The 16316-nt window shown below is 68.1% G+C and carries 21 protein-coding genes; 16 read left to right on the forward strand and 5 right to left on the reverse strand.

Going from position 1 to position 16316, the window contains the following annotated elements:
- Window positions 1-324 precede the first annotated feature (324 nt).
- The 3 genes from E2B92_RS07315 to E2B92_RS07325 are packed head-to-tail and all read right to left on the reverse strand — an operon-like array spanning window position 325 to window position 2688.
- Window positions 325-1437, reverse strand: coding sequence for a hypothetical protein (locus E2B92_RS07315; protein ID WP_126883098.1), 1113 nt, complete (start codon window positions 1435-1437; stop codon window positions 325-327).
- Entirely contained in the window at window positions 1412-1900 is a 489-nt protein-coding gene (locus tag E2B92_RS07320) for a hypothetical protein (RefSeq protein WP_126883097.1), read from the reverse strand. The genes E2B92_RS07315 and E2B92_RS07320 overlap by 26 nt, the downstream gene beginning before the upstream one ends.
- Window positions 1901-1950: 50 nt before the next feature.
- Window positions 1951-2688: a hypothetical protein gene (locus E2B92_RS07325; RefSeq protein WP_126883096.1), complete on the reverse strand. Its 738-nt coding sequence runs from the start codon at window positions 2686-2688 to the stop codon at window positions 1951-1953.
- A gap of 394 nt (window positions 2689-3082) precedes the next feature.
- Here E2B92_RS07325 and E2B92_RS07330 point away from each other — a divergent pair, with 394 nt between their 5' ends.
- Together E2B92_RS07330 and E2B92_RS07335 are read left to right on the forward strand one after the other, a co-directional pair.
- Window positions 3083-3526 carry a GntR family transcriptional regulator gene (locus E2B92_RS07330; RefSeq protein WP_126883095.1) on the forward strand — a complete coding sequence of 148 codons (444 nt, stop codon included), beginning with the start codon at window positions 3083-3085 and terminating at the stop codon, window positions 3524-3526.
- An 11-nt stretch (window positions 3527-3537) separates the two neighbouring features.
- Window positions 3538-4110 carry an HD domain-containing protein gene (locus E2B92_RS07335; RefSeq protein WP_185923470.1) on the forward strand — a complete coding sequence of 191 codons (573 nt, stop codon included), beginning with the start codon at window positions 3538-3540 and terminating at the stop codon, window positions 4108-4110.
- On the opposite strand, the gene E2B92_RS07340 is transcribed toward E2B92_RS07335, so the two are convergent.
- Together E2B92_RS07340 and E2B92_RS07345 are read right to left on the reverse strand one after the other, a co-directional pair.
- A complete protein-coding gene (locus E2B92_RS07340) occupies window positions 4098-4571 on the reverse strand; it encodes an NUDIX hydrolase (protein WP_126883093.1) in 474 nt (157 codons plus the stop codon). The two genes, E2B92_RS07335 and E2B92_RS07340, sit on opposite strands and share 13 nt — an antisense overlap.
- A complete protein-coding gene (locus tag E2B92_RS07345) occupies window positions 4568-5338 on the reverse strand; it encodes a helix-turn-helix domain-containing protein (RefSeq protein WP_126883092.1) in 771 nt (256 codons plus the stop codon). The genes E2B92_RS07340 and E2B92_RS07345 overlap by 4 nt, the downstream gene beginning before the upstream one ends.
- 664 nt (window positions 5339-6002) lie before the next feature.
- Between E2B92_RS07345 and E2B92_RS07350 the strand changes: the two genes are divergently transcribed.
- The 14 genes from E2B92_RS07350 (at window position 6003) to E2B92_RS07405 (ending at window position 16315) form a co-directional block, all read left to right on the forward strand.
- Window positions 6003-6272: a DUF6284 family protein gene (locus tag E2B92_RS07350; protein ID WP_126883091.1), complete on the forward strand. Its 270-nt coding sequence runs from the start codon at window positions 6003-6005 to the stop codon at window positions 6270-6272.
- Entirely contained in the window at window positions 6269-6715 is a 447-nt protein-coding gene (locus tag E2B92_RS07355) for a Pycsar system effector family protein (RefSeq protein ID WP_126883090.1), read from the forward strand. Before E2B92_RS07350 ends, E2B92_RS07355 begins: the two co-directional genes overlap by 4 nt.
- Window positions 6712-7815: a conjugal transfer protein gene (locus tag E2B92_RS07360; RefSeq protein WP_126883089.1), complete on the forward strand. Its 1104-nt coding sequence runs from the start codon at window positions 6712-6714 to the stop codon at window positions 7813-7815. Before E2B92_RS07355 ends, E2B92_RS07360 begins: the two co-directional genes overlap by 4 nt.
- A complete protein-coding gene (locus E2B92_RS07365) occupies window positions 7815-8150 on the forward strand; it encodes an RRQRL motif-containing zinc-binding protein (RefSeq protein ID WP_126883088.1) in 336 nt (111 codons plus the stop codon). The genes E2B92_RS07360 and E2B92_RS07365 overlap by 1 nt, the downstream gene beginning before the upstream one ends.
- Window positions 8151-8181: 31 nt before the next feature.
- Window positions 8182-8412 (forward strand): hypothetical protein, encoded by a 231-nt coding sequence (locus tag E2B92_RS07370; RefSeq protein WP_126883087.1) that lies wholly within the window; start codon window positions 8182-8184, stop codon window positions 8410-8412.
- A gap of 20 nt (window positions 8413-8432) precedes the next feature.
- Window positions 8433-8810: a DUF6251 family protein gene (locus tag E2B92_RS07375; RefSeq protein ID WP_126883086.1), complete on the forward strand. Its 378-nt coding sequence runs from the start codon at window positions 8433-8435 to the stop codon at window positions 8808-8810.
- 1 nt (window position 8811) lies between these two features.
- Window positions 8812-9006, forward strand: coding sequence for a hypothetical protein (locus tag E2B92_RS07380; protein ID WP_126883085.1), 195 nt, complete (start codon window positions 8812-8814; stop codon window positions 9004-9006).
- A 75-nt stretch (window positions 9007-9081) separates the two neighbouring features.
- Window positions 9082-9258 carry a DUF6257 family protein gene (locus E2B92_RS32920; protein WP_185923469.1) on the forward strand — a complete coding sequence of 59 codons (177 nt, stop codon included), beginning with the start codon at window positions 9082-9084 and terminating at the stop codon, window positions 9256-9258.
- A complete protein-coding gene (locus E2B92_RS32625; RefSeq protein ID WP_160159738.1) occupies window positions 9255-9419 on the forward strand; it encodes a hypothetical protein in 165 nt (54 codons plus the stop codon). The genes E2B92_RS32920 and E2B92_RS32625 overlap by 4 nt, the downstream gene beginning before the upstream one ends.
- A gap of 92 nt (window positions 9420-9511) precedes the next feature.
- Window positions 9512-11623 carry an FtsK/SpoIIIE domain-containing protein gene (locus tag E2B92_RS07385; RefSeq protein ID WP_126883084.1) on the forward strand — a complete coding sequence of 704 codons (2112 nt, stop codon included), beginning with the start codon at window positions 9512-9514 and terminating at the stop codon, window positions 11621-11623.
- A gap of 308 nt (window positions 11624-11931) precedes the next feature.
- Complete coding sequence (locus E2B92_RS07390; RefSeq protein WP_126883083.1) at window positions 11932-12804, forward strand: bifunctional DNA primase/polymerase; 873 nt, start codon at window positions 11932-11934, stop codon at window positions 12802-12804.
- Window positions 12805-12809: 5 nt separating this feature from the next.
- Window positions 12810-14288 (forward strand): ATP-binding protein, encoded by a 1479-nt coding sequence (locus E2B92_RS07395; protein ID WP_126883125.1) that lies wholly within the window; start codon window positions 12810-12812, stop codon window positions 14286-14288.
- A 450-nt stretch (window positions 14289-14738) separates the two neighbouring features.
- Window positions 14739-14966 carry a helix-turn-helix domain-containing protein gene (locus tag E2B92_RS07400; RefSeq protein WP_126883082.1) on the forward strand — a complete coding sequence of 76 codons (228 nt, stop codon included), beginning with the start codon at window positions 14739-14741 and terminating at the stop codon, window positions 14964-14966.
- An 80-nt stretch (window positions 14967-15046) separates the two neighbouring features.
- Window positions 15047-16315 (forward strand): tyrosine-type recombinase/integrase, encoded by a 1269-nt coding sequence (locus E2B92_RS07405; protein ID WP_126883081.1) that lies wholly within the window; start codon window positions 15047-15049, stop codon window positions 16313-16315.
- Window position 16316 lies beyond the last annotated feature (1 nt).

Below are 16316 nucleotides of genomic sequence, written 5' to 3' on the forward strand. Positions count from 1 at the left end.
CGTTGATGGGCAGTGTGGGCCGCCGTTCGACGGCCCACAGACGGCCCAGCCTCGGGCCCGTCCGCACAACTGCCGCGATCGAGGTTTGACGGAGCAGTAGAGCTGCTTCGTCGGCCTGGCGCCCTCCGGACGCGTCCTAGCCGTGCGCGTTAGCGCGGGGCTGATCCGATGGCGGCGACTCTCCCATAGGAGGGCGAGTCAGCCTCGAGAAGGACTATGAGAGGTCGAGGCGTTGCGCCCGTCACCCCACGTGTCCGCTTACGACTCGGGCAGGAAATGAGTGAGACGACCAGTTCTCAAGCCAGTTCTTAAGCAAGATAGACATCATGAAAGCATGGCGGCAGGTGGGAATGTCTGGACCGCCCAATTCCCATCGTTGACGTTGCAGCGCGCACGCACCTGACCAACACGGCCCCATGGATCTCGCACGTTCGTCGCTAGGCTGCCCAGCTTGGACGCCTCGCGCTTCACAGCGCGCGACGGCGTCGGCGATCCGGCGGCCGTGATGTACGCACGATTAGTAAGGGACAGGATGCGCGCGATATCCGTCGACTGCGGTTGGTCCATATTGCCTCTTCGGTAGGGGGCTACCAACGCAACGGGGTTGGAGGTAAGGAGGGTGTCCCACACCGGTTGGTAGTGCGAGCTGGCACCTCCATGATGGGCCACTTTGTAGAGTGATGCGGGGCTGTCCGGAGAATGAGTCGAAACCACCGTCCGCCATCCACACCCTTCTGGCCCCACGAGCAAATCAGCCCCCAAAAGCATTCGCACTGACCCCACTTCCACCCACAGGGCGATGGACGCCTCATTCGGGTCAAGTGGTGGCACTTTCCCCCTTCGGGCATTCACTTGCGGCATGTGAGCCGCCAATGCCCTGAACGCCCGCGTCGTTGCCTCCTCGGAGGGGGACAACGCTGTCACTGTCGCTGTTGGCGTGTCGGCGGTGGGAGGCAGGCGCAGGAGGCGCAGGCTTTCGCTGCCTCGGCGAAGCGGCTTAATTCCATCCTCATTTTTGCGAGATTTTGCAATCTCAAAAATTCGCCTGTACTCGCTGTATGCTACATACCGAGCAGGCTTCGGTATTTCTGCGTCGGCCAACAGGTGTGCCATGAACTCCTGGCTGGTCAGAGCTGACGACACCACAAATACAGCCCGCTCGCACGCCTCGAAGATAGTGGCAATGCCGGCAAAATGGTCGTCGTGCGCATGCGTGCCCACGATCATAACGACGTCTTCCGCCACGTTCACTCCGACGTGGCGCAGGTATTCCAGTGGGGTCACGCTCTTATTCTGCTGATCAACGCACGAATCGACGACCATCCATTTACCGGCCCCAAAGTGCACTACAATGGACTCACCTTTACCTGGGCCGAATATAGAGACCTCAATCTCGTCACTTTTCGGCGGCTCAGCCAAAGAGGTCTTCAATTTCACCCAACCGCGTCGTCGCCTGTGCCGCAATGCGGGTTACGTCGTCGTCAGTCCATACGCCAAGGCGCCGCAGCCGCAAGTGCTCGGTCTTATACGGATAGCCCCGGGCGTCACGAACGGTACGGACGGTCAAGTAGAAGACATCCCCTGGCGTTGCGATGGCTGCGTCATCGCCAAGGAGCCCCGTCTCGAAATCGGCCAGCAAGCTGGGTCCGGGGCGCCCCAGTGGCGACAGCTCGGCGGTCATCAGCTCATCATCAACTTCCAGAATCAACCCCTCCCACTTGTCCGTTCCGGTAACGCGCGTTCCGCTGAGGGGGGGCGCACTTGCGCCCACCTGATGCGCCTGAGAGACGGTTGAGGTCGACCCGCTCGCAGCGCTTGTATAGTCGGTGGCCTGCCGCGCTGCTACAGCCTCTGAACCTTGCCGAAACGGCGAGACGGGCTCAAGATCGACCGTCTGCATCGGCTTTACTGAGCGCCCAGGTAGTGCATCTGTTACCAGATAAGTCGTACTCAAGACTGACGCCCCCCACCGAGACCGGAAACAAACTTGATAGCCTTTTCAGATCGAGCCAGGAAAGAACTCCACTCGCCCGCCAATACCTCAAGAGCGACGCGACTCTTGTCGAGCGAAAAGCTTTCGCTCTCCAAAACTGCATCGACGGTTGGGGTCTCGCGTGCAGTGGGTTGGTTTTCGACCCGCCGTAGAGTAAAGTGATCATTGACCGCAATATAGACAGAATATGGGACCCTATTTGAAGGCTGGATATGTACGCGCATATATCCACCATACTTGTCCGGGCGAACGCCTTGTAGGGTCACATTTACCATGCCGGGAAGGTCGAGAATACCTTTCTGTTCCCAGGTATCCTTAGGGACCAATCGATCACCGATCGCATGCCACTCCCTCTCAGATCCCGGCGTAAAGTGAATCGTCCTGTTGAGACCGAGCGCGGCGAGCGGGGTGTGGTTGTGACCATGGAGGATTCCGAGAGCGAGATCCCTAGCTCGCTCCGTCTCAGCAAGGTCATTCGTCGAAATCTGCAAACCGTCAGGAGTCACTTGGACGCGGAATGCGCCAACGGTGAAGAGTGTGGCCGTCGGCGAGATTACTTCGACTTTAACGGTCGAAAGGTCATCGTCGCTGACGAGTTGTCGTTCGCCCAGCCATGCCGGCCTTAGAAGGACGGGTGTAAAGGCACCTCGGGCTACAATGTTGAGCTCGTCAAACGCGAAGCCGGAGCCTTCCACCTACCCTCCTCCTGATCACCTACACCTACCACTCTGCTCGCAGGGTACTGGGTGGGGGCGGATGGGGGCGAGCGCTCTGCAGGTCTGGCTGAGTCTGAACATGGGCCACAATCGCACGGCCGTGCGAGGCGGAAGGGGTGAAGGGCGCCCCTGTCGCGGCTGTACGCTCCGCGCTCCTTAACCACGATCCTCCCGAAGACTGATCGTCGTGCAGCGGCCATACCAGCCCTCCGCGCGTCCTTACCACCTCCAAGGCACCACGTCCGTGTCCTGGCTACGCCTGGCTCAAGAGGACGGCCTGGAGGTGGCCCTCAGGGGTCCCGCGTCCGGCCCCCAGGTCGCATGCTGCCACGTGCGACCCTGGCAGCAGTCATCACTGCTGGAAGGAGGTGCCGTGCCGGAGGCCAGCCCGCGCGGAACCTATTTGCTCATCGCCGATGCGCTGCGAAAGGACATCGAGAAGGGGCTCGACGGAGAAGCGCTCCCGTCCGAAGCCGCTCTCATGCGGACGCATGACGTCTCGCGCAACACCATCCGGCGCGCGCTTAAGACCTTGGAGGCGGAGAAGCTCATCGTCTCCGCTCCCGGCGTCGGCTGGCGAGTGTCCAGCAAGCCCATCAGGCCGCTCATTGACCGCATGACGGATCTGATCACGGAAGAGTCGCTGACGGTAGGCGACGCCTACCCGGCGGAGTCGAAGCTGTGCGAGCGCTTCGGCGCCTCCCGTACGGCGGTCCGTCGCGCCCTCGCTCAGATGGAGGGAACCGGCCTCCTCGCGACGGTCCACGGCAAGGGCCGCACCGTTCGCGCTCTCCCGACGAGCCTGGAGGAAACGTAGCCTTGGCATCCATGGGGCTTACCGAGTGGGCGTACTCGCTCTCTGAATCGATGTTGTCTGAACCGTTGCCGCGCCGCTGGGCACACTCCCTCGGCGTCGCCAAGCAGGCTCGTTCCCTGAGCCCGATCCTCGGCACGGACGCCGAGCTGTTGGAGGCCGCGGCCGTCCTGCATGACATCGGGTACTCCCCCTCCATCGCTACGACCGGCTTCCACCCGCTCGACGGCGCCCGGTTCCTCCGCGACCAGGAGGATGCCGACGAGCGGGTCGTGCGGCTCGTGGCCCATCACTCCTGCGCGCTCTTGGAGGCCGAGGAGCGGGGGCTACGGCAAGAACTGGCGACGGAGTTCGAGCTGGAGCGGCCGGAACTTGTGGACGCTCTCATCGTCTCCGACATGACGACGACGCCTGACGGCGAGCACACGACGCCGGCGGCCCGGCTGGAAGAGATCGTGCAGCGGTACGGGCCGGACACCATCGTGGGTCGTTTCATTCAGCGCGCGGCACCGGAGATCTACGCGGCGAACGAACGTGTAGAGCTTCGGATGGCTTCCGCCGCGGCGGCCGGCGCTCAGCCGATGTAGGGCTCCCGCCGGGTCTCGTCCAGGCCATGCGCGATGCGCAGCCGCATGGACGGGTGAATGTCTAGGCCATCAAGGTCCGCCGGGTTCATCCAGCGGACCTCCTTCGACTCGTTGCTCGTCCGGAGCGAGCCCCCGACCGGGTGGGCCCGGAAGCAGATGGAGAACTGCTGCCGCACTTCGCCATCGTCGTAGGCGAGGACGTGATCGGGGTCGGTGTAGAGCCCGACGATGTTGTCGACCTCGACGCGAATCCCGGTCTCTTCCTCGACCTCACGGACGGCTGTGTCGCCGATCCGCTCGCCGATGTCGTGGCCGCCGCCGGGGAGTGCCCAGAGGTCGTTATCCGTCTTGTGGATCAGGAGAAGGTGCCCGTGGTCGTCGCGGACCACGACCGTCACGGAGGGCACCACCGAGTTGGCTTTAGGCGCCTTCGGGTCGCGGAAGTAGTCGATCCGGCTCATGCGTCCGATCCTCGCAGCTCGGTGGGTGAGGAGATGGGGCGGGCGCTCTCCCAGACTCGTTCGACGCTCTCTGCATAGGCGTCGAATAGCTCTCCTCCGGGGACGCGCTGAAGGTGGAGGACTGGCGCCATGTAGGCGCCGACGCCGTACAGGTGCCCGTTCGCCAGCATCACGTCATCGGCACGGTAGATCGAGTTGTAGAGCGTGGTGGAGTGCAGCCGGAACTCCACCCCGGGGAGCCTGAACAGCGGCGTGTAGTTCACCAGCGCATTGCGGATCTTGCTCGCCATTGCATCGCCGATGCCCTCGTCCTTGCCGCGCACGGCGACGGCGGTCGAATCGGGGTCTCCGAGCATGAACCGGATCCGTAGGCCATCGGCCGACTTCTCCTTGACCACCTGGTGGAACGCGGCGTCCTCGGTGAGCCAGAAGCCCGAGTACACCAGAACGTCGAAGTGCCGCTTGGCGCCGGCGTAGAGCCGCGGCCAAAGCCGGTTCGGCACGACCGAGCGGTGGGGGTAGAGCTGAACCAATTCGGCGTTGCCTGCCTCAGTCACTTCTGCCGACGTCCGCTCTTCAGGCCAGAGGTAGGACACCTCCCGCCCCAGAAGGGAGGCCGTCGCGTACTTGTACCGGCGGTACGGCTGACGCTTGGGCTCATTAATCCAGCGCTCCACGGTCTTCGCCGACACCCCTAGTCGCTCCGCGATCTGATCCAGCGTCATGCCGCTCTCGACGATTGCGCCACGCAAGCGCTCATTGGCCATGCCGTGCACTCCCCCTGAGGGACGACTTGGGACGACTTCACCGTAGCGAAGACGTCCTGGAGTTGGGCAAGCGCGGAGTTCATCGTCGTGCCTGATCAAGCCACGCTTTAGGTACCTCAGCGGGGGCGGACTCGCGAAGTGGGCGAAACCGAAGGACTTGACTCCGCGAACTATCCACCCCATCCTGAGGAACAGGTATTACATGTACCTCATGCCCCGCAGGCGGGTCGACGCAATGGACACGGCTGCTGGCTTGAGAACTGAACAGTGTGATCCACCGCAGTAAGACGCCGTGACGACGCCGGCGAGGCGAGTGGAGACCAGCCGATCGAGACCGGGCCCGCGTCACAACCGGGCCCCACACCCCACATGGGGGACACGCCGTCGGCTCTAAAGAACCGCGTGGGTCGACATTGACGCCGCGACGCGCCCCGGGACCGGACCTCCCCGGGGTCAGCGGCACCACGCGAATCGGAGGTCTGAACGACCGCGCAGCACTCGCTGCGGCCGGTTGCCTCCTCCGCCCGTCCGGGCCCTTCGCGGGGTGCCGCACGGGTGGGGCCGAGGGGAGCCGGAGATTCCGACTTCAACGGCGCGCACCCCCGGAGCGGCTACTCCGGGGGTGCTGTTCGGGCCGTTTCACCTGCTAGGGAGACCACGACCCATGAACCACATCGTCACTGTTCAGGACGCTGTTACCGCGTTCGCCGACTTCATGGAGCCGACGAACGCGGAGCTGAACGCGATCGAGTGCGCGATGCCCGTCATCCTCGCGGACGTCGAGCTGCTGGACGCGCACATCGTCACCCTCGACCGCACGCCGACCGAGCTGGACGAGCGTCGCATCCGCCGGGCCCGCCGCCGCGCGCTGGCCGCCCGAGTCGCGCTGGTCAACCGCGCCGCCGGCACGAGCCTGCACGGGGGTGCCGCGTGAGCACCACCAACCGCAACCTGATCGCCGCACACGCTGAAGTGAAGGCGGAAATCGCGCGGACGGACACGAAGACGGCACTGCTGCTGGCGTTCGTCGGCGCGGTGCTCGCCGGTACCTGGTCGCTCGCCCGGGACCTGCCCCTGAACCTGCCCGCCATCGCCGCGGGCGGGCTCGGCCTGGGGCTGCTGGTGGCAGCAGCCGGGCTTCTGCTGCGCTCGACCCGCCCGAACCTGGGCGGCCGGCACGGCTTCCCCTTGTGGGCCACCCTCACCCCGGACGAGATCGGCGCCGCCGTCGCCCGGGACCTGGCCGCCGACATCGTCGGACTCTCCCGGCTGGCGGTCGCCAAGTTCACCTGCCTGCGCCGAGCAGTCGACCTCACCATGACCGCCGGCGCCCTGCTCATCCTCGCCGCGCTGCTCACCACCGGGGGTGCCCGATGACCGGAGCGAAGCTCACCCGCGTACAGATTGGGGTCCTGGCGGCTGCCTTCGTGCCGATGCTGGCCACCGGGGTGTTCGGCGGCATCGGCACCTACAGCAACATCGGCCACGCCTACGGCCAGGGCACCGCACTCGGTGCGCTCGCCGCCGGTGAGGGCGCCACGGCCGTTCTCGCCCTGGTCCTGCTCGGGCTGACCATGCTGGGGCAGTCCTCCCCGCGCATCGTCCGGCTCGGACTGTGGGCGCTGCCGGCCGCCGCCGCCGTCATGGGAGCGATGGCCGCCCCCGATCCGGGACGGACCGTGATCTACGCCTTGACGTCGATGGGCATGTCGGTCTCGGCTGAGGGCATGGCGTTCCTAGCTCGGCGGATCGTGGTGCACACCGACGGCCGGGACGCGGAGAACGAGCGCCGCACCGCCGATGTGGTGCAGGCACTCGCCTACCACCGCGCTCGGGCCACACAGCATCCGACTGGCTGGGTCAGGAAGTGGTCGGAACTCAAGTCGTGGAGGCTGGCCCGCAGGGTCGGGGTCGGGGACGCGGCGCTCGGATCGAGGCTGCTGGACGTGCAGCGCGAGCGTGTCAGCGCTGGGGCGGACGCCGCACTCGCCTCGATGTTCGGCGGCACAACCCCCGGCGCGGCTCCCTCCACGTATGTGGAGGAATCTACCCCGTCCGCCATAAAACGGTCTATGGCTGACCTCGCCGAATCGACCCCCGCCCCGCAGGTCACCCTGACCCGGCTGACGGTGCCCGCTCCGGTCGCGGTCGACCTCGGCAAGTCGACACCGCCTCTCAAACCGCTCCCGCCGACCGTGTCCGTTCCCGTGGCCTCGATCGAGCAGCGCGCGGTGGCGGCAGAGTCGACCCGGCCGCGCCGCGCCACGGGCCGTGTCCCGGCGGTGGCGAAGTCGACCCGTTCGAAGCGCACTCCGGATCAGTTGCTCGACGAAGCGCGGGCGGCGACGGCGGACTGGCCGGACGAGAAGGTGACCGGCGAAGGCATCCGCCGCGCCATCCACACCTCTCCGGCGAACGCCAGGCTCCTGCGGGACACTCTGCTCGCCGAACGCACCGCATCGGCTGAGGTCGCGTGATGGGGGCGCTACCGGTGTTCCGGTGGCGCCTGGCCCCGGACGGCTACGCCACCCGCCGCCAACTCCGCGCACAAGGCCTTCGGCCCGGCGGGCAAGACGTGGCCGCCCAGCTCGAACGCCCCCGCCGCCGAGGACCGCTGGTCGCCTACCTCTACCGCATCGACCAGGCCAAGCCCGTACGGCCGATGACCCCGGCCCGATGGGCGGCATTGGCCAAGGCGAACGCCGCCCGCCGCACCTGCCCCGAGTGCCGACGCGATGCCGGGTACGTCATCCCGTCCTCGCTCGGCATCTGCGTGCCCTGCGCCGACGCGCCCACCCCGATTGCTGCCTGAAGCCTCCACCCGCCTGAAACGGAGATCCGCCGTGACCACGCAGAACAGCCAGAGTGTCCCGCCGCAGGGCTCGCACCACTACGTCATGACCGTGGAACTGCCCGGCCGCGCCATGCAGACCCTCTCCGGGACGTGGACCCCGCCGCAGGGCGCCACCCGGCACGACGTGTTCAGCGCCATCAAGGCCGATATCGGCCGGCAGGACCCGGAGATGGGCGGCGCCAACGTCGTCTTCTTCTCCCTGGAGCCGAACCACCTCTGACCAGCCAAAGGAGAGGCACCATGACCAACCTGCCCGAGCCGGTCCGGGTCGTTCAACTCCCGGACGGCACCTACGCCTACGCCGACCACCTGCCCGCCATACAGCAGTCGGTACAGCCGCAGATCGTTCACCAGCACATCCACCAGGCCCCGCCGGACCGCACGGTGCAGCGCGTCGCGCTCGGCTCCGGGGTCGGCGCCGGCGCGGTGGCCGCCGGGGTGTACTTCGGCCCGCTGCTGGTCGGCGCGCTGACCGCCATCGCCGCGAACCTCGCGATGCTCGCGTTCCTCGCCGTCGCGATGGCGTGGGGCGTGGTCACTGTCGTCAGGAGCGTCGGCGGCGCGGGGGGCAAGGCCGCCGCCCAGTCCCTCAGCCGCTCCCGGCGAAAGGGGAAGTGACGTGTTCAACGCGGGCGACAAGGTGTTGATCGTCGCGTGTGAGGACGACCCCCGCGCGGTCGGCAAGACCGGCCGTGTGCTGGACGAGGTCCCGCCCGGCCCGCTCACGAACGGTCGCTGGACCGTCGATCGGATCGGCATCTTGATCGCTCCGGTCCTGGTCCACGCCCACGAGATCCGCAAGGTCAGCGGCTGACGGCTGCCTGTCCGCCCCGGCTCGTTCCGGGGCGGGTGGGGAGCCGGACAGACCGGCCCCAGGAAGGCACCCGCCATGGGCAAGCCCGATCCGGAACCCAAGCTCACCACCACCGAAAAGGCCAAGGTCGCCTACTACGTGGCCCGCATGTGCAAGCGCGACCTCGCGGGCGAGACCGTCCACCAGGCCGACCTGGAACGCAAGATCGAGCGCGTCATCGAGGGCGCGCGGAAGCGGGGAGACAAGCGATGACCTTCAACATCCGCATCAGGACCCGTCACGACGCCCGGGTGGGTGGCACCTACGGCGCCTTCACCTACTGGCGGTGCAGTTGCGGCGCCGAGGGCCGTACGTCCAGCGGAGAGGGGTCCGCTAAGCGGCTCGCTGACAGCCACATGCGCAAGTACCGCTAGCCACGCCCCGGGGGCGGCCGTCCCGGCCAAGGAATCAGGCCGCCCCCGGGCCCAACCCCGTCCAGCACCAGGCCAGACAGGAGAACCCCAGCATGACGGACAATGTCGTCCCCCTGCGCAAGAACACAGACCCGCCCACCGACACCGCGACCACGTTGACCGTGGTCCCCGACCCGGCGCCGCCCGCACGCTTGCCGTTGTGGGTGCGCTCGGGTCGCGCTGTCCGTCGGGCCGTCACCCATGAGCGGACCCGGTCCACGGGCCGTCTGGTGGTGCGGCACGGCTCGTATGTGCTGGGCGGTTCGCGGATCGTGGTGCGCCGGGCGTGGGACGGTCGTACGGCGGCGCGTTACGAGCGGATGATCCGGGCGGCGGAAGCCGCGGGGAACTATGAGGTGGCCGCCGAGTGGGAGGAGCGTGGCCGCGCCTTCCGGGCCGCCCGTCACGCTCGCCGTATGGACCTGCTGACCAGTCCGGAGAAGGTGGTCAAGGGCGCCGGATACGGGCTGGGCGGCATCCTCGCCGGTCTGCTGCTGCTCGGTATCGGCCTGGCCATCGCCACCGAGGACGCCTCTGATGTGGTGGTTCCGCTGATGGCGCTGGTGGAGTTGTGCCGCTGGATCGTGGTCATCGTGACGGTGGTGTGGGGGCCGCTGGTGGCGGTCGGGCCGTGGCTGGCGCTCGCCGGGGTGTGGGCCGTCGGCCGGCACCGGCAGGCCGCCCCGGCCTGGGTCCTTCCCGCCCAGGCTCGTTCGGGGGAGGGAGAGCCGATCACCCCGTCCATCGTGGTCAAGGCCCTGAAGGATCTGGGCATCTCCGCGTTGCGGAAGGCCATCGCGGAGATGGGTGACGCCGGGGCGTCCATGCTCGGGCCGATCAGGATCGCGGGGTGCGGGGTGGAGGTGGATGTCACTCTGCCGTCCGGGGTCGCGACCAACGAGGTGCAGTCACGGCGCCGCAAGCTCGCGGAGAACCTGGCGCGGCATGAGCACGAGGTGTTCATCACGATCCCGCCGGCCGCCCGCACGGTGCGGCTGTGGGTGGCGGACTCTGGGGCGCTGGACGAGCCGATCGGCCCGTCCCCGCTGACCACGGACGACACCCTGACCGCCAACTACGCCAAGGGCAAGGCGCCGTGGGGCCAGGACCTGCGTGGGGACGCAGCCACTCTCAGCCTCTACCAGCGCCACATGCTCATTACGGGTCTGTCCAACCAGGGCAAGACCGCAGCCTTGCGGGCGCTGGCGCTGTGGCTGGCGCTGGACCGCTCGGTGGAGTTCCGGGTGGCGGACCTGAAGGGCGCTGGCGACTGGGCCATGTTCGACGGGCTGGCCACGGTCCTTATCCAGGGGCCGACCGATGAGCACGTCATCGAGGCCACGGAGATGCTGGAAGGCGTGGTGCGGGAGATGGAGCGGCGCTTGACTGCCCCGCCCGGCACTGCCTTCGCACCGTTGATCGCGCTGGTGGATGAGGCGCAGGTGGCGTTTATGTGCCCGGTCAAGGACGACGACGGCCGCCCCTACGGCGGTAGTAAGGCCACGTCCCGGTACTTCATGGCGGCCCGGAAGATCCACAACCAGGGCCGGGCCGTGGACGTACTGCTCTACCAGGGCACCCAGGATCCCACCGACCAGAACCTCCCCAAGCTGGTCCGGGAAGGTGCGCACACCCGCGCCTCGCTCGCGCTGGGCACCGAGTCTCAGGCCCGTATGGCGCTGGGGGACAAGGCGGTGGATGGCGGTGCCGCGCCGAACCTGCTGCGGCCGGGGCTGGACAAGGGCACGGTCGTGGTCGCCTCCGACGGCATCGCCATTCCCGCCGGACAGGCGTCCATCACGGTGCGGACGCACTACATCGACACCGACCAGGCCACCGCGATTGCCGGCCGGGCCAAAGCCCTGCGCGACGGAGTGACCACGCTGACCGCCGCCGATCGGGGCGAGGAGCGCGACCCGCTCGCCGACGTGGCCGCCGTGGTTGGGGACGCACCCCGGGTGCTGACGCAGGAGGTGCTGAAGCGGCTCACCGCACTGGATGCCAAGGCGTATGGCGGGTGGTCGTTCGTGGACCTCAAGCGGGTCCTGGACGGCGCCGGAGCCGAGCCGCACAAGTCCGACGGCCGTATGGTCGTCAGCCGCGACCGCATCGCCCGCGCCCTGGCCAACCGCCCCGGCGACGGTTCCGCTTCTGCCTCCCAGTAGAGGGAGGCACACCCCCGCCGGGCCAGGGAGGCAGGGAGAACTCCCTACACCCCTCCCTGACCCACCTCCCTGGTCTTGGCCTGCGCAAACGGCCATCCAGGGAGGCAGGGAGGCACTCCAGGTCAGGGCCCCGAAACCCCCTGCCAGAGCCACCGGCCAGGGGGTGACTTTGCCTCCCTGCCCGCACCGAACACCCCATTCCGCTTCCGGGTGCATCCGTGCCCGGACACGCCGAAGGCGGCCCCCATCCGACCAAGAACCGGGGCCGCCCTCGTCCAGCACCATTCAGAGAACTGGAGACCCCAAGCATGACTCAACCGACCATGATCCGGCGAGTAGGCCCCGTAAGGCCGTTACTGACCACTGCACTGCGGCTTGCCGCCGCACGGGTGCCGGTCCTGCCGCTGCGGGCCGGGAAGGTCCCGTTCGGCAACTGCCCCGGCTGCCGGGACAACGCCTGCGGCGGCCGGCCGGTCATGAAGGCCGCCGGAATCTGCGCGTGTCCGCGCGTCTGCCACGGCTGGGCCGCCGCCACCACTAACCCGGCCGTCATCAGCTCGCCCGCGTGGGCGCCGGCGTGGCGTACGGCCGCCGCCGTCGCCTACCACCCGGGCGGCGCCGGACTTACTGTCGTAGACCTGGACGACGCCGACGCGATCGCCTGGGCCCGCGCCTCGCTGCCCGCCACACGGACCGTGGCGACGACGCGGGGAGAGCACTGGATCTACCGAGGCGTCATGGGCTCGTCCAACGGGGTGCGTCCCGGCATCGACATCAAGTCGAAGATGCAGTACGCCCGCTACCTCGGGCCCGGCACCGGCTGTCTGGCCGACCTGCCGGACGCCGTCCGCGCCCTGGCCGTGCGCCAGCCGCGCCCCGCCCGGACGGCGCACACCCCGATGGCGGCCGGGCTGGCCCGGGGCGGGGCGTGTCCGCACCGCACGCCCGCCTACCTGGAGCGCGGTATCGCCATGGCCGAGCAGCGCATCACCAGCGCCGCCAGCGCGGTGCACGCGACCGTCTACCGGACGTTCCTCGCGGTGCTGTCCACGCACGGCCGGTGCGGCTGCCTCACCGACGCCCACATCACGCGGCTGTTCACCGCCGCGCAGACCAAGGGCGAGAGCGCCCGGCACTGCACCGAGGCTTGGACCAACGCCCGCACCGCTATGGGGATGTGAGCACCGTGTCCGAGGACGAGAAGACCCCGGCTCGCCAGATCATCACCGACTACGCGCAAGCGCACTTCCGGTACTTCCGCACCGCCGACGGAACGGTCTACGCACAGAGGAACGGGCACCCCGTCGCCCGGCCGATCCGGTCCCAGGGCACCACGGGCAGCCACCGGCAGGAACTCATGGTCGGTCTCTTCCGCGACGGGATCGGCGTGTTCAACGGGACCGCACTCAAAGAGGCCCTGGACCTGATCGAGGCACTGGCGCTGACCGAGGAAACCCAGCCGGTCCACATCCGCGTGGCGCCCGGGTACGACGGCGCCACCTGGCTGGACCTGGGCCGCGCCGACGGGCGGTCGGTCTGCATCCACCCCACCGGGTGGGACATCACCGTTCCGGACCCGCGTGAGGTGTGCTGGCGGCGTACCCAGCTCACCGGGGAACTGCCCCTGCCGGCCAAGGACACCGGCGGCAAGGGCATCGACCTGCTGATGCGGCTGTGCAACTTCGCCAGCGCGGAAACCGAGTGCCTGGCCATCGCCTGGCTCATCGGCTGCCTGGGTCCGGACGTGCCCGTCCCCGCCCCCTTCCTCACCGGCCCGCAAGGTGCGGGCAAGTCCACCGGTGGGCGGATGCTGGTACGGATCATCGAGGGCATGACCGGGGACCTGCGCCGGGCTCCGAAGGATGAGGAAAACCTGCTCGCGGCAGTGGCGGCCGGGTGGGTCACCGCCCTGGACAACCTCTCCCACATGACCCCGGACCTGTCCGACGCCATGTGCTGCATCGTGACCGGCGCCGAGAACGTCAAGCGCGCCCTGTTCACCGACGGAGACGTCTTCCGCGTCGGCTACCGCCGCCCCCTGCTCCTGACCGGTATCGACGTCGGCGTTATCCGGCCCGACCTCGCCGAACGACTCCTGCCCCTGCGGCTGGAACGCCCCCGCGTCCGGCGCACCGAGGCGGAACTGTGGTCCGACTTCGCCGAGGTCCTGCCCGTCATCCTCGGCTCGCTCCTGGACCTGGCCGTGCAGGTACGGGCGGCGCAGGCGGACATCCCGACCGACCTGCGCATGGCCGACTTCGCGCACCTGTGCGCCCAACTCGACGCGGCCACCGGTCTGGGAGCGCTCACCGCCTACCGGGCCAGCCTGGATGACCTTAACGACGATGTCATCGAGGGTGACCTGCTCGCGCAGACGGTGCTCAAGCACGCCGCCGGCATCGAGCCGGGCACCGAGCAGCGGATGACGTCGGCCGAGTGGCTGCACTGCCTCACGGGCCTCTACACAGGTGAGGAATGCCGTCCCCTGCCCAAGGGGTGGCCGACCACGGGCAAGGTCCTTTCAGACCGCCTCAAGCGCCTCCAGCCCACCCTCGCGGCCCGGGGCGTCCTCATCGACTGGGGGCGCACCAAGACATCCCGCTACATCGAGATCGCACGGCCGGCCACCGCGCCGCCCTCGCCCGAGCAGGAAGCGGTCTTCTGACCGCGCGCCCGCGCCGTCCGGAGAAGCAAGAGGAGCACCCGGCCCCGCGTGCTCCTCTTGCTGTTCGGCGGCAGCGCCGCCCTGCAAGGTCGCGCCGCGAAGCGGCTCCTTCTTCACTCGCTGAGCCGCAGACAACAGACACCACCCCCTCTCTCTGTCCGAAGTAGAGAAGGCTGCGTCACCTGCGTCACCCACACCCCGAAAACGGCCACTGACCTGCCACAAGAGCGGTGACGCAGACGGCCGAATCCTGCGTCACCCCGCGTCACCCGCGTCACCCGCGTCACCCGCTAACGGAAGCCTGCGTCACCGATGACACACCCGCAGAGTCCTGCGTCACCCCGAAACCGCAGTTCAAAGAGACGAATGACGCAGATGACGTAGGTGACGCAGAAATCCGCACCTCGGACACACACGGACGCCCAAGCGCTCACCACCGGAGGGCACTCAGTGAAACCCGACACCGACCCCCGGGCCACGCTCCGCGCCGGGCTCCCGGACCGCTACCTCACCCCCGACGACATCGCCGAACTCTTCGAAGTGCCCAAGGAGACCGTCTACCAGTGGCGCAAGAAGCGCACTGGCCCGCCCGGCTTCCGCGTCGGCAAGCACATCCGCTACGACCCCGCCGCAGTCCACCGCTGGGCCGCCGAGCGCATGGCCGCCGACGCTGCCTGACACCTCCTGACCACTCACATCGCAAGGGCGGGCCGTTTAGCGGCCCGCCCTTCCCGCGCCCAAGAAGGGACCGCCCCTCCATGGCAGGCCACATCCAAGACCGCTGGTACAAGACCGAGACCGGCCCTGACGGCAAACCGCGACGGGTCAAAAGCGACCGCCACGGCTCCGGTATGCGCTACCGCGCCCGCTACATCGGCCCCGACGGCACGGAGAAGTCCAAGAGCTTCCCCGACCGGCAAAAGCGCCTTGCCGAGCAGTGGCTCGCTGCGATCGAGGCCGACATGTCGCGCGGCCAGTACATCGACCCGACGGCCGGCCGCGTCACCTTTCGCGAGTACGCGGAAAAGTGGCTGGCCTCTCAGACCACGGACATGACCACACGCTCTTCCGTGGTGGTGCAGATTCGCAGTCACGCGATCCCGTACCTCGGCACACGGCCGCTCGGGTCGTTTCAACCCGGGCACATCCGTGACTGGTTGAGCAAGCTGGAGGGCGCCGTGCCGGCGTCGTCGTACCGGCGCGTCATCTACAACAGCGTCTCGACCGTCCTGAACGCAGCCGTGGACGACGGCCATCTCCAGAAGAACCCGTGTCACGCACGGTCTGTCCGGCCACCGGAACCCGGCCACACGCGGGTCGTGCCGTGGTCATCGGAGCGGGTCTTCGCCGTGCGCTCGGCACTGCCGGCGCAGTACCAGGCCGCGGTCGACCTCGGAGCGGGCTGCGGTCTCCGCCAGGGCGAAATCTTCGGCCTCGCGCTCGACCAGGTCAGGTTCGACACGGGCTGGCTCCACGTCGCGTCCCAGGTGAAGGTGGCGAACGGGCACCTCGTCTTCGGCCCGCCGAAGCGCAACAAGGTCAGGGAGGTGCCACTCCCCGACTGCGTCGCGCGCGTCCTGAAGGGGCACACAGAGCGGTTCCCGCCGGTCGCGGTCACTCTGCCGTGGCTCCGCCCCGACGGGCCACTCATGACCAAGCACCTGCTGTTCACCCGAATCGATGGGGGCGGAGCCGTTCGGCGCACGGACTTCAACACGCGGGTGTGGAAGCCCGCGCTTGTGGCCGCCGGCGTCATCCCGGAGCCGTCGCCCGGGGCGCGTCACCAGGCCGCGCGCGAGCACGGGATGCATGCGCTCCGACACTTCTACGCGTCGGTTCTGCTGGACGTCGGCGAGAACGTGAAGGCGCTGAGCACGTACCTCGGACACAGCGACCCGGGGTTCACCCTGCGCGTCTATACGCACCTGATGCCGAGCAGCGACGGCCGGGCGCGGAAGGCCGTGGACACCATGTACGAGGCTACTTCTCCAACGTCCGACGGCCCACAGACGGCCCAGAGCGACTGAG

The sequence above is a fragment of the Streptomyces sp. WAC05374 genome (assembly GCF_004353505.1).
Classification (GTDB): Bacteria; Actinomycetota; Actinomycetes; order Streptomycetales; family Streptomycetaceae; genus Streptomyces.

Excerpts from the sequence above, each read along its gene's own strand:
- E2B92_RS07320 (WP_126883097.1), bottom strand. The coding sequence starts at position 1,900 with ATGCAGACGGTCGATCTTGAGCCCGTCTCGCCGTTTCGGCAAGGTTCA.
- E2B92_RS07335 (WP_185923470.1), top strand. The coding sequence starts at position 3,538 with ATGGGGCTTACCGAGTGGGCGTACTCGCTCTCTGAATCGATGTTGTCT.
- E2B92_RS07340 (WP_126883093.1), bottom strand. The coding sequence starts at position 4,571 with ATGAGCCGGATCGACTACTTCCGCGACCCGAAGGCGCCTAAAGCCAAC.
- E2B92_RS07345 (WP_126883092.1), bottom strand. The coding sequence starts at position 5,338 with ATGGCCAATGAGCGCTTGCGTGGCGCAATCGTCGAGAGCGGCATGACG.
- E2B92_RS07350 (WP_126883091.1), top strand. The coding sequence starts at position 6,003 with ATGAACCACATCGTCACTGTTCAGGACGCTGTTACCGCGTTCGCCGAC.
- E2B92_RS07360 (WP_126883089.1), top strand. The coding sequence starts at position 6,712 with ATGACCGGAGCGAAGCTCACCCGCGTACAGATTGGGGTCCTGGCGGCT.
- E2B92_RS07365 (WP_126883088.1), top strand. The coding sequence starts at position 7,815 with ATGGGGGCGCTACCGGTGTTCCGGTGGCGCCTGGCCCCGGACGGCTAC.
- E2B92_RS07375 (WP_126883086.1), top strand. The coding sequence starts at position 8,433 with ATGACCAACCTGCCCGAGCCGGTCCGGGTCGTTCAACTCCCGGACGGC.
- E2B92_RS32920 (WP_185923469.1), top strand. The coding sequence starts at position 9,082 with ATGGGCAAGCCCGATCCGGAACCCAAGCTCACCACCACCGAAAAGGCC.
- E2B92_RS32625 (WP_160159738.1), top strand. The coding sequence starts at position 9,255 with ATGACCTTCAACATCCGCATCAGGACCCGTCACGACGCCCGGGTGGGT.
- E2B92_RS07385 (WP_126883084.1), top strand. The coding sequence starts at position 9,512 with ATGACGGACAATGTCGTCCCCCTGCGCAAGAACACAGACCCGCCCACC.
- E2B92_RS07390 (WP_126883083.1), top strand. The coding sequence starts at position 11,932 with ATGACTCAACCGACCATGATCCGGCGAGTAGGCCCCGTAAGGCCGTTA.
- E2B92_RS07405 (WP_126883081.1), top strand. The coding sequence starts at position 15,047 with ATGGCAGGCCACATCCAAGACCGCTGGTACAAGACCGAGACCGGCCCT.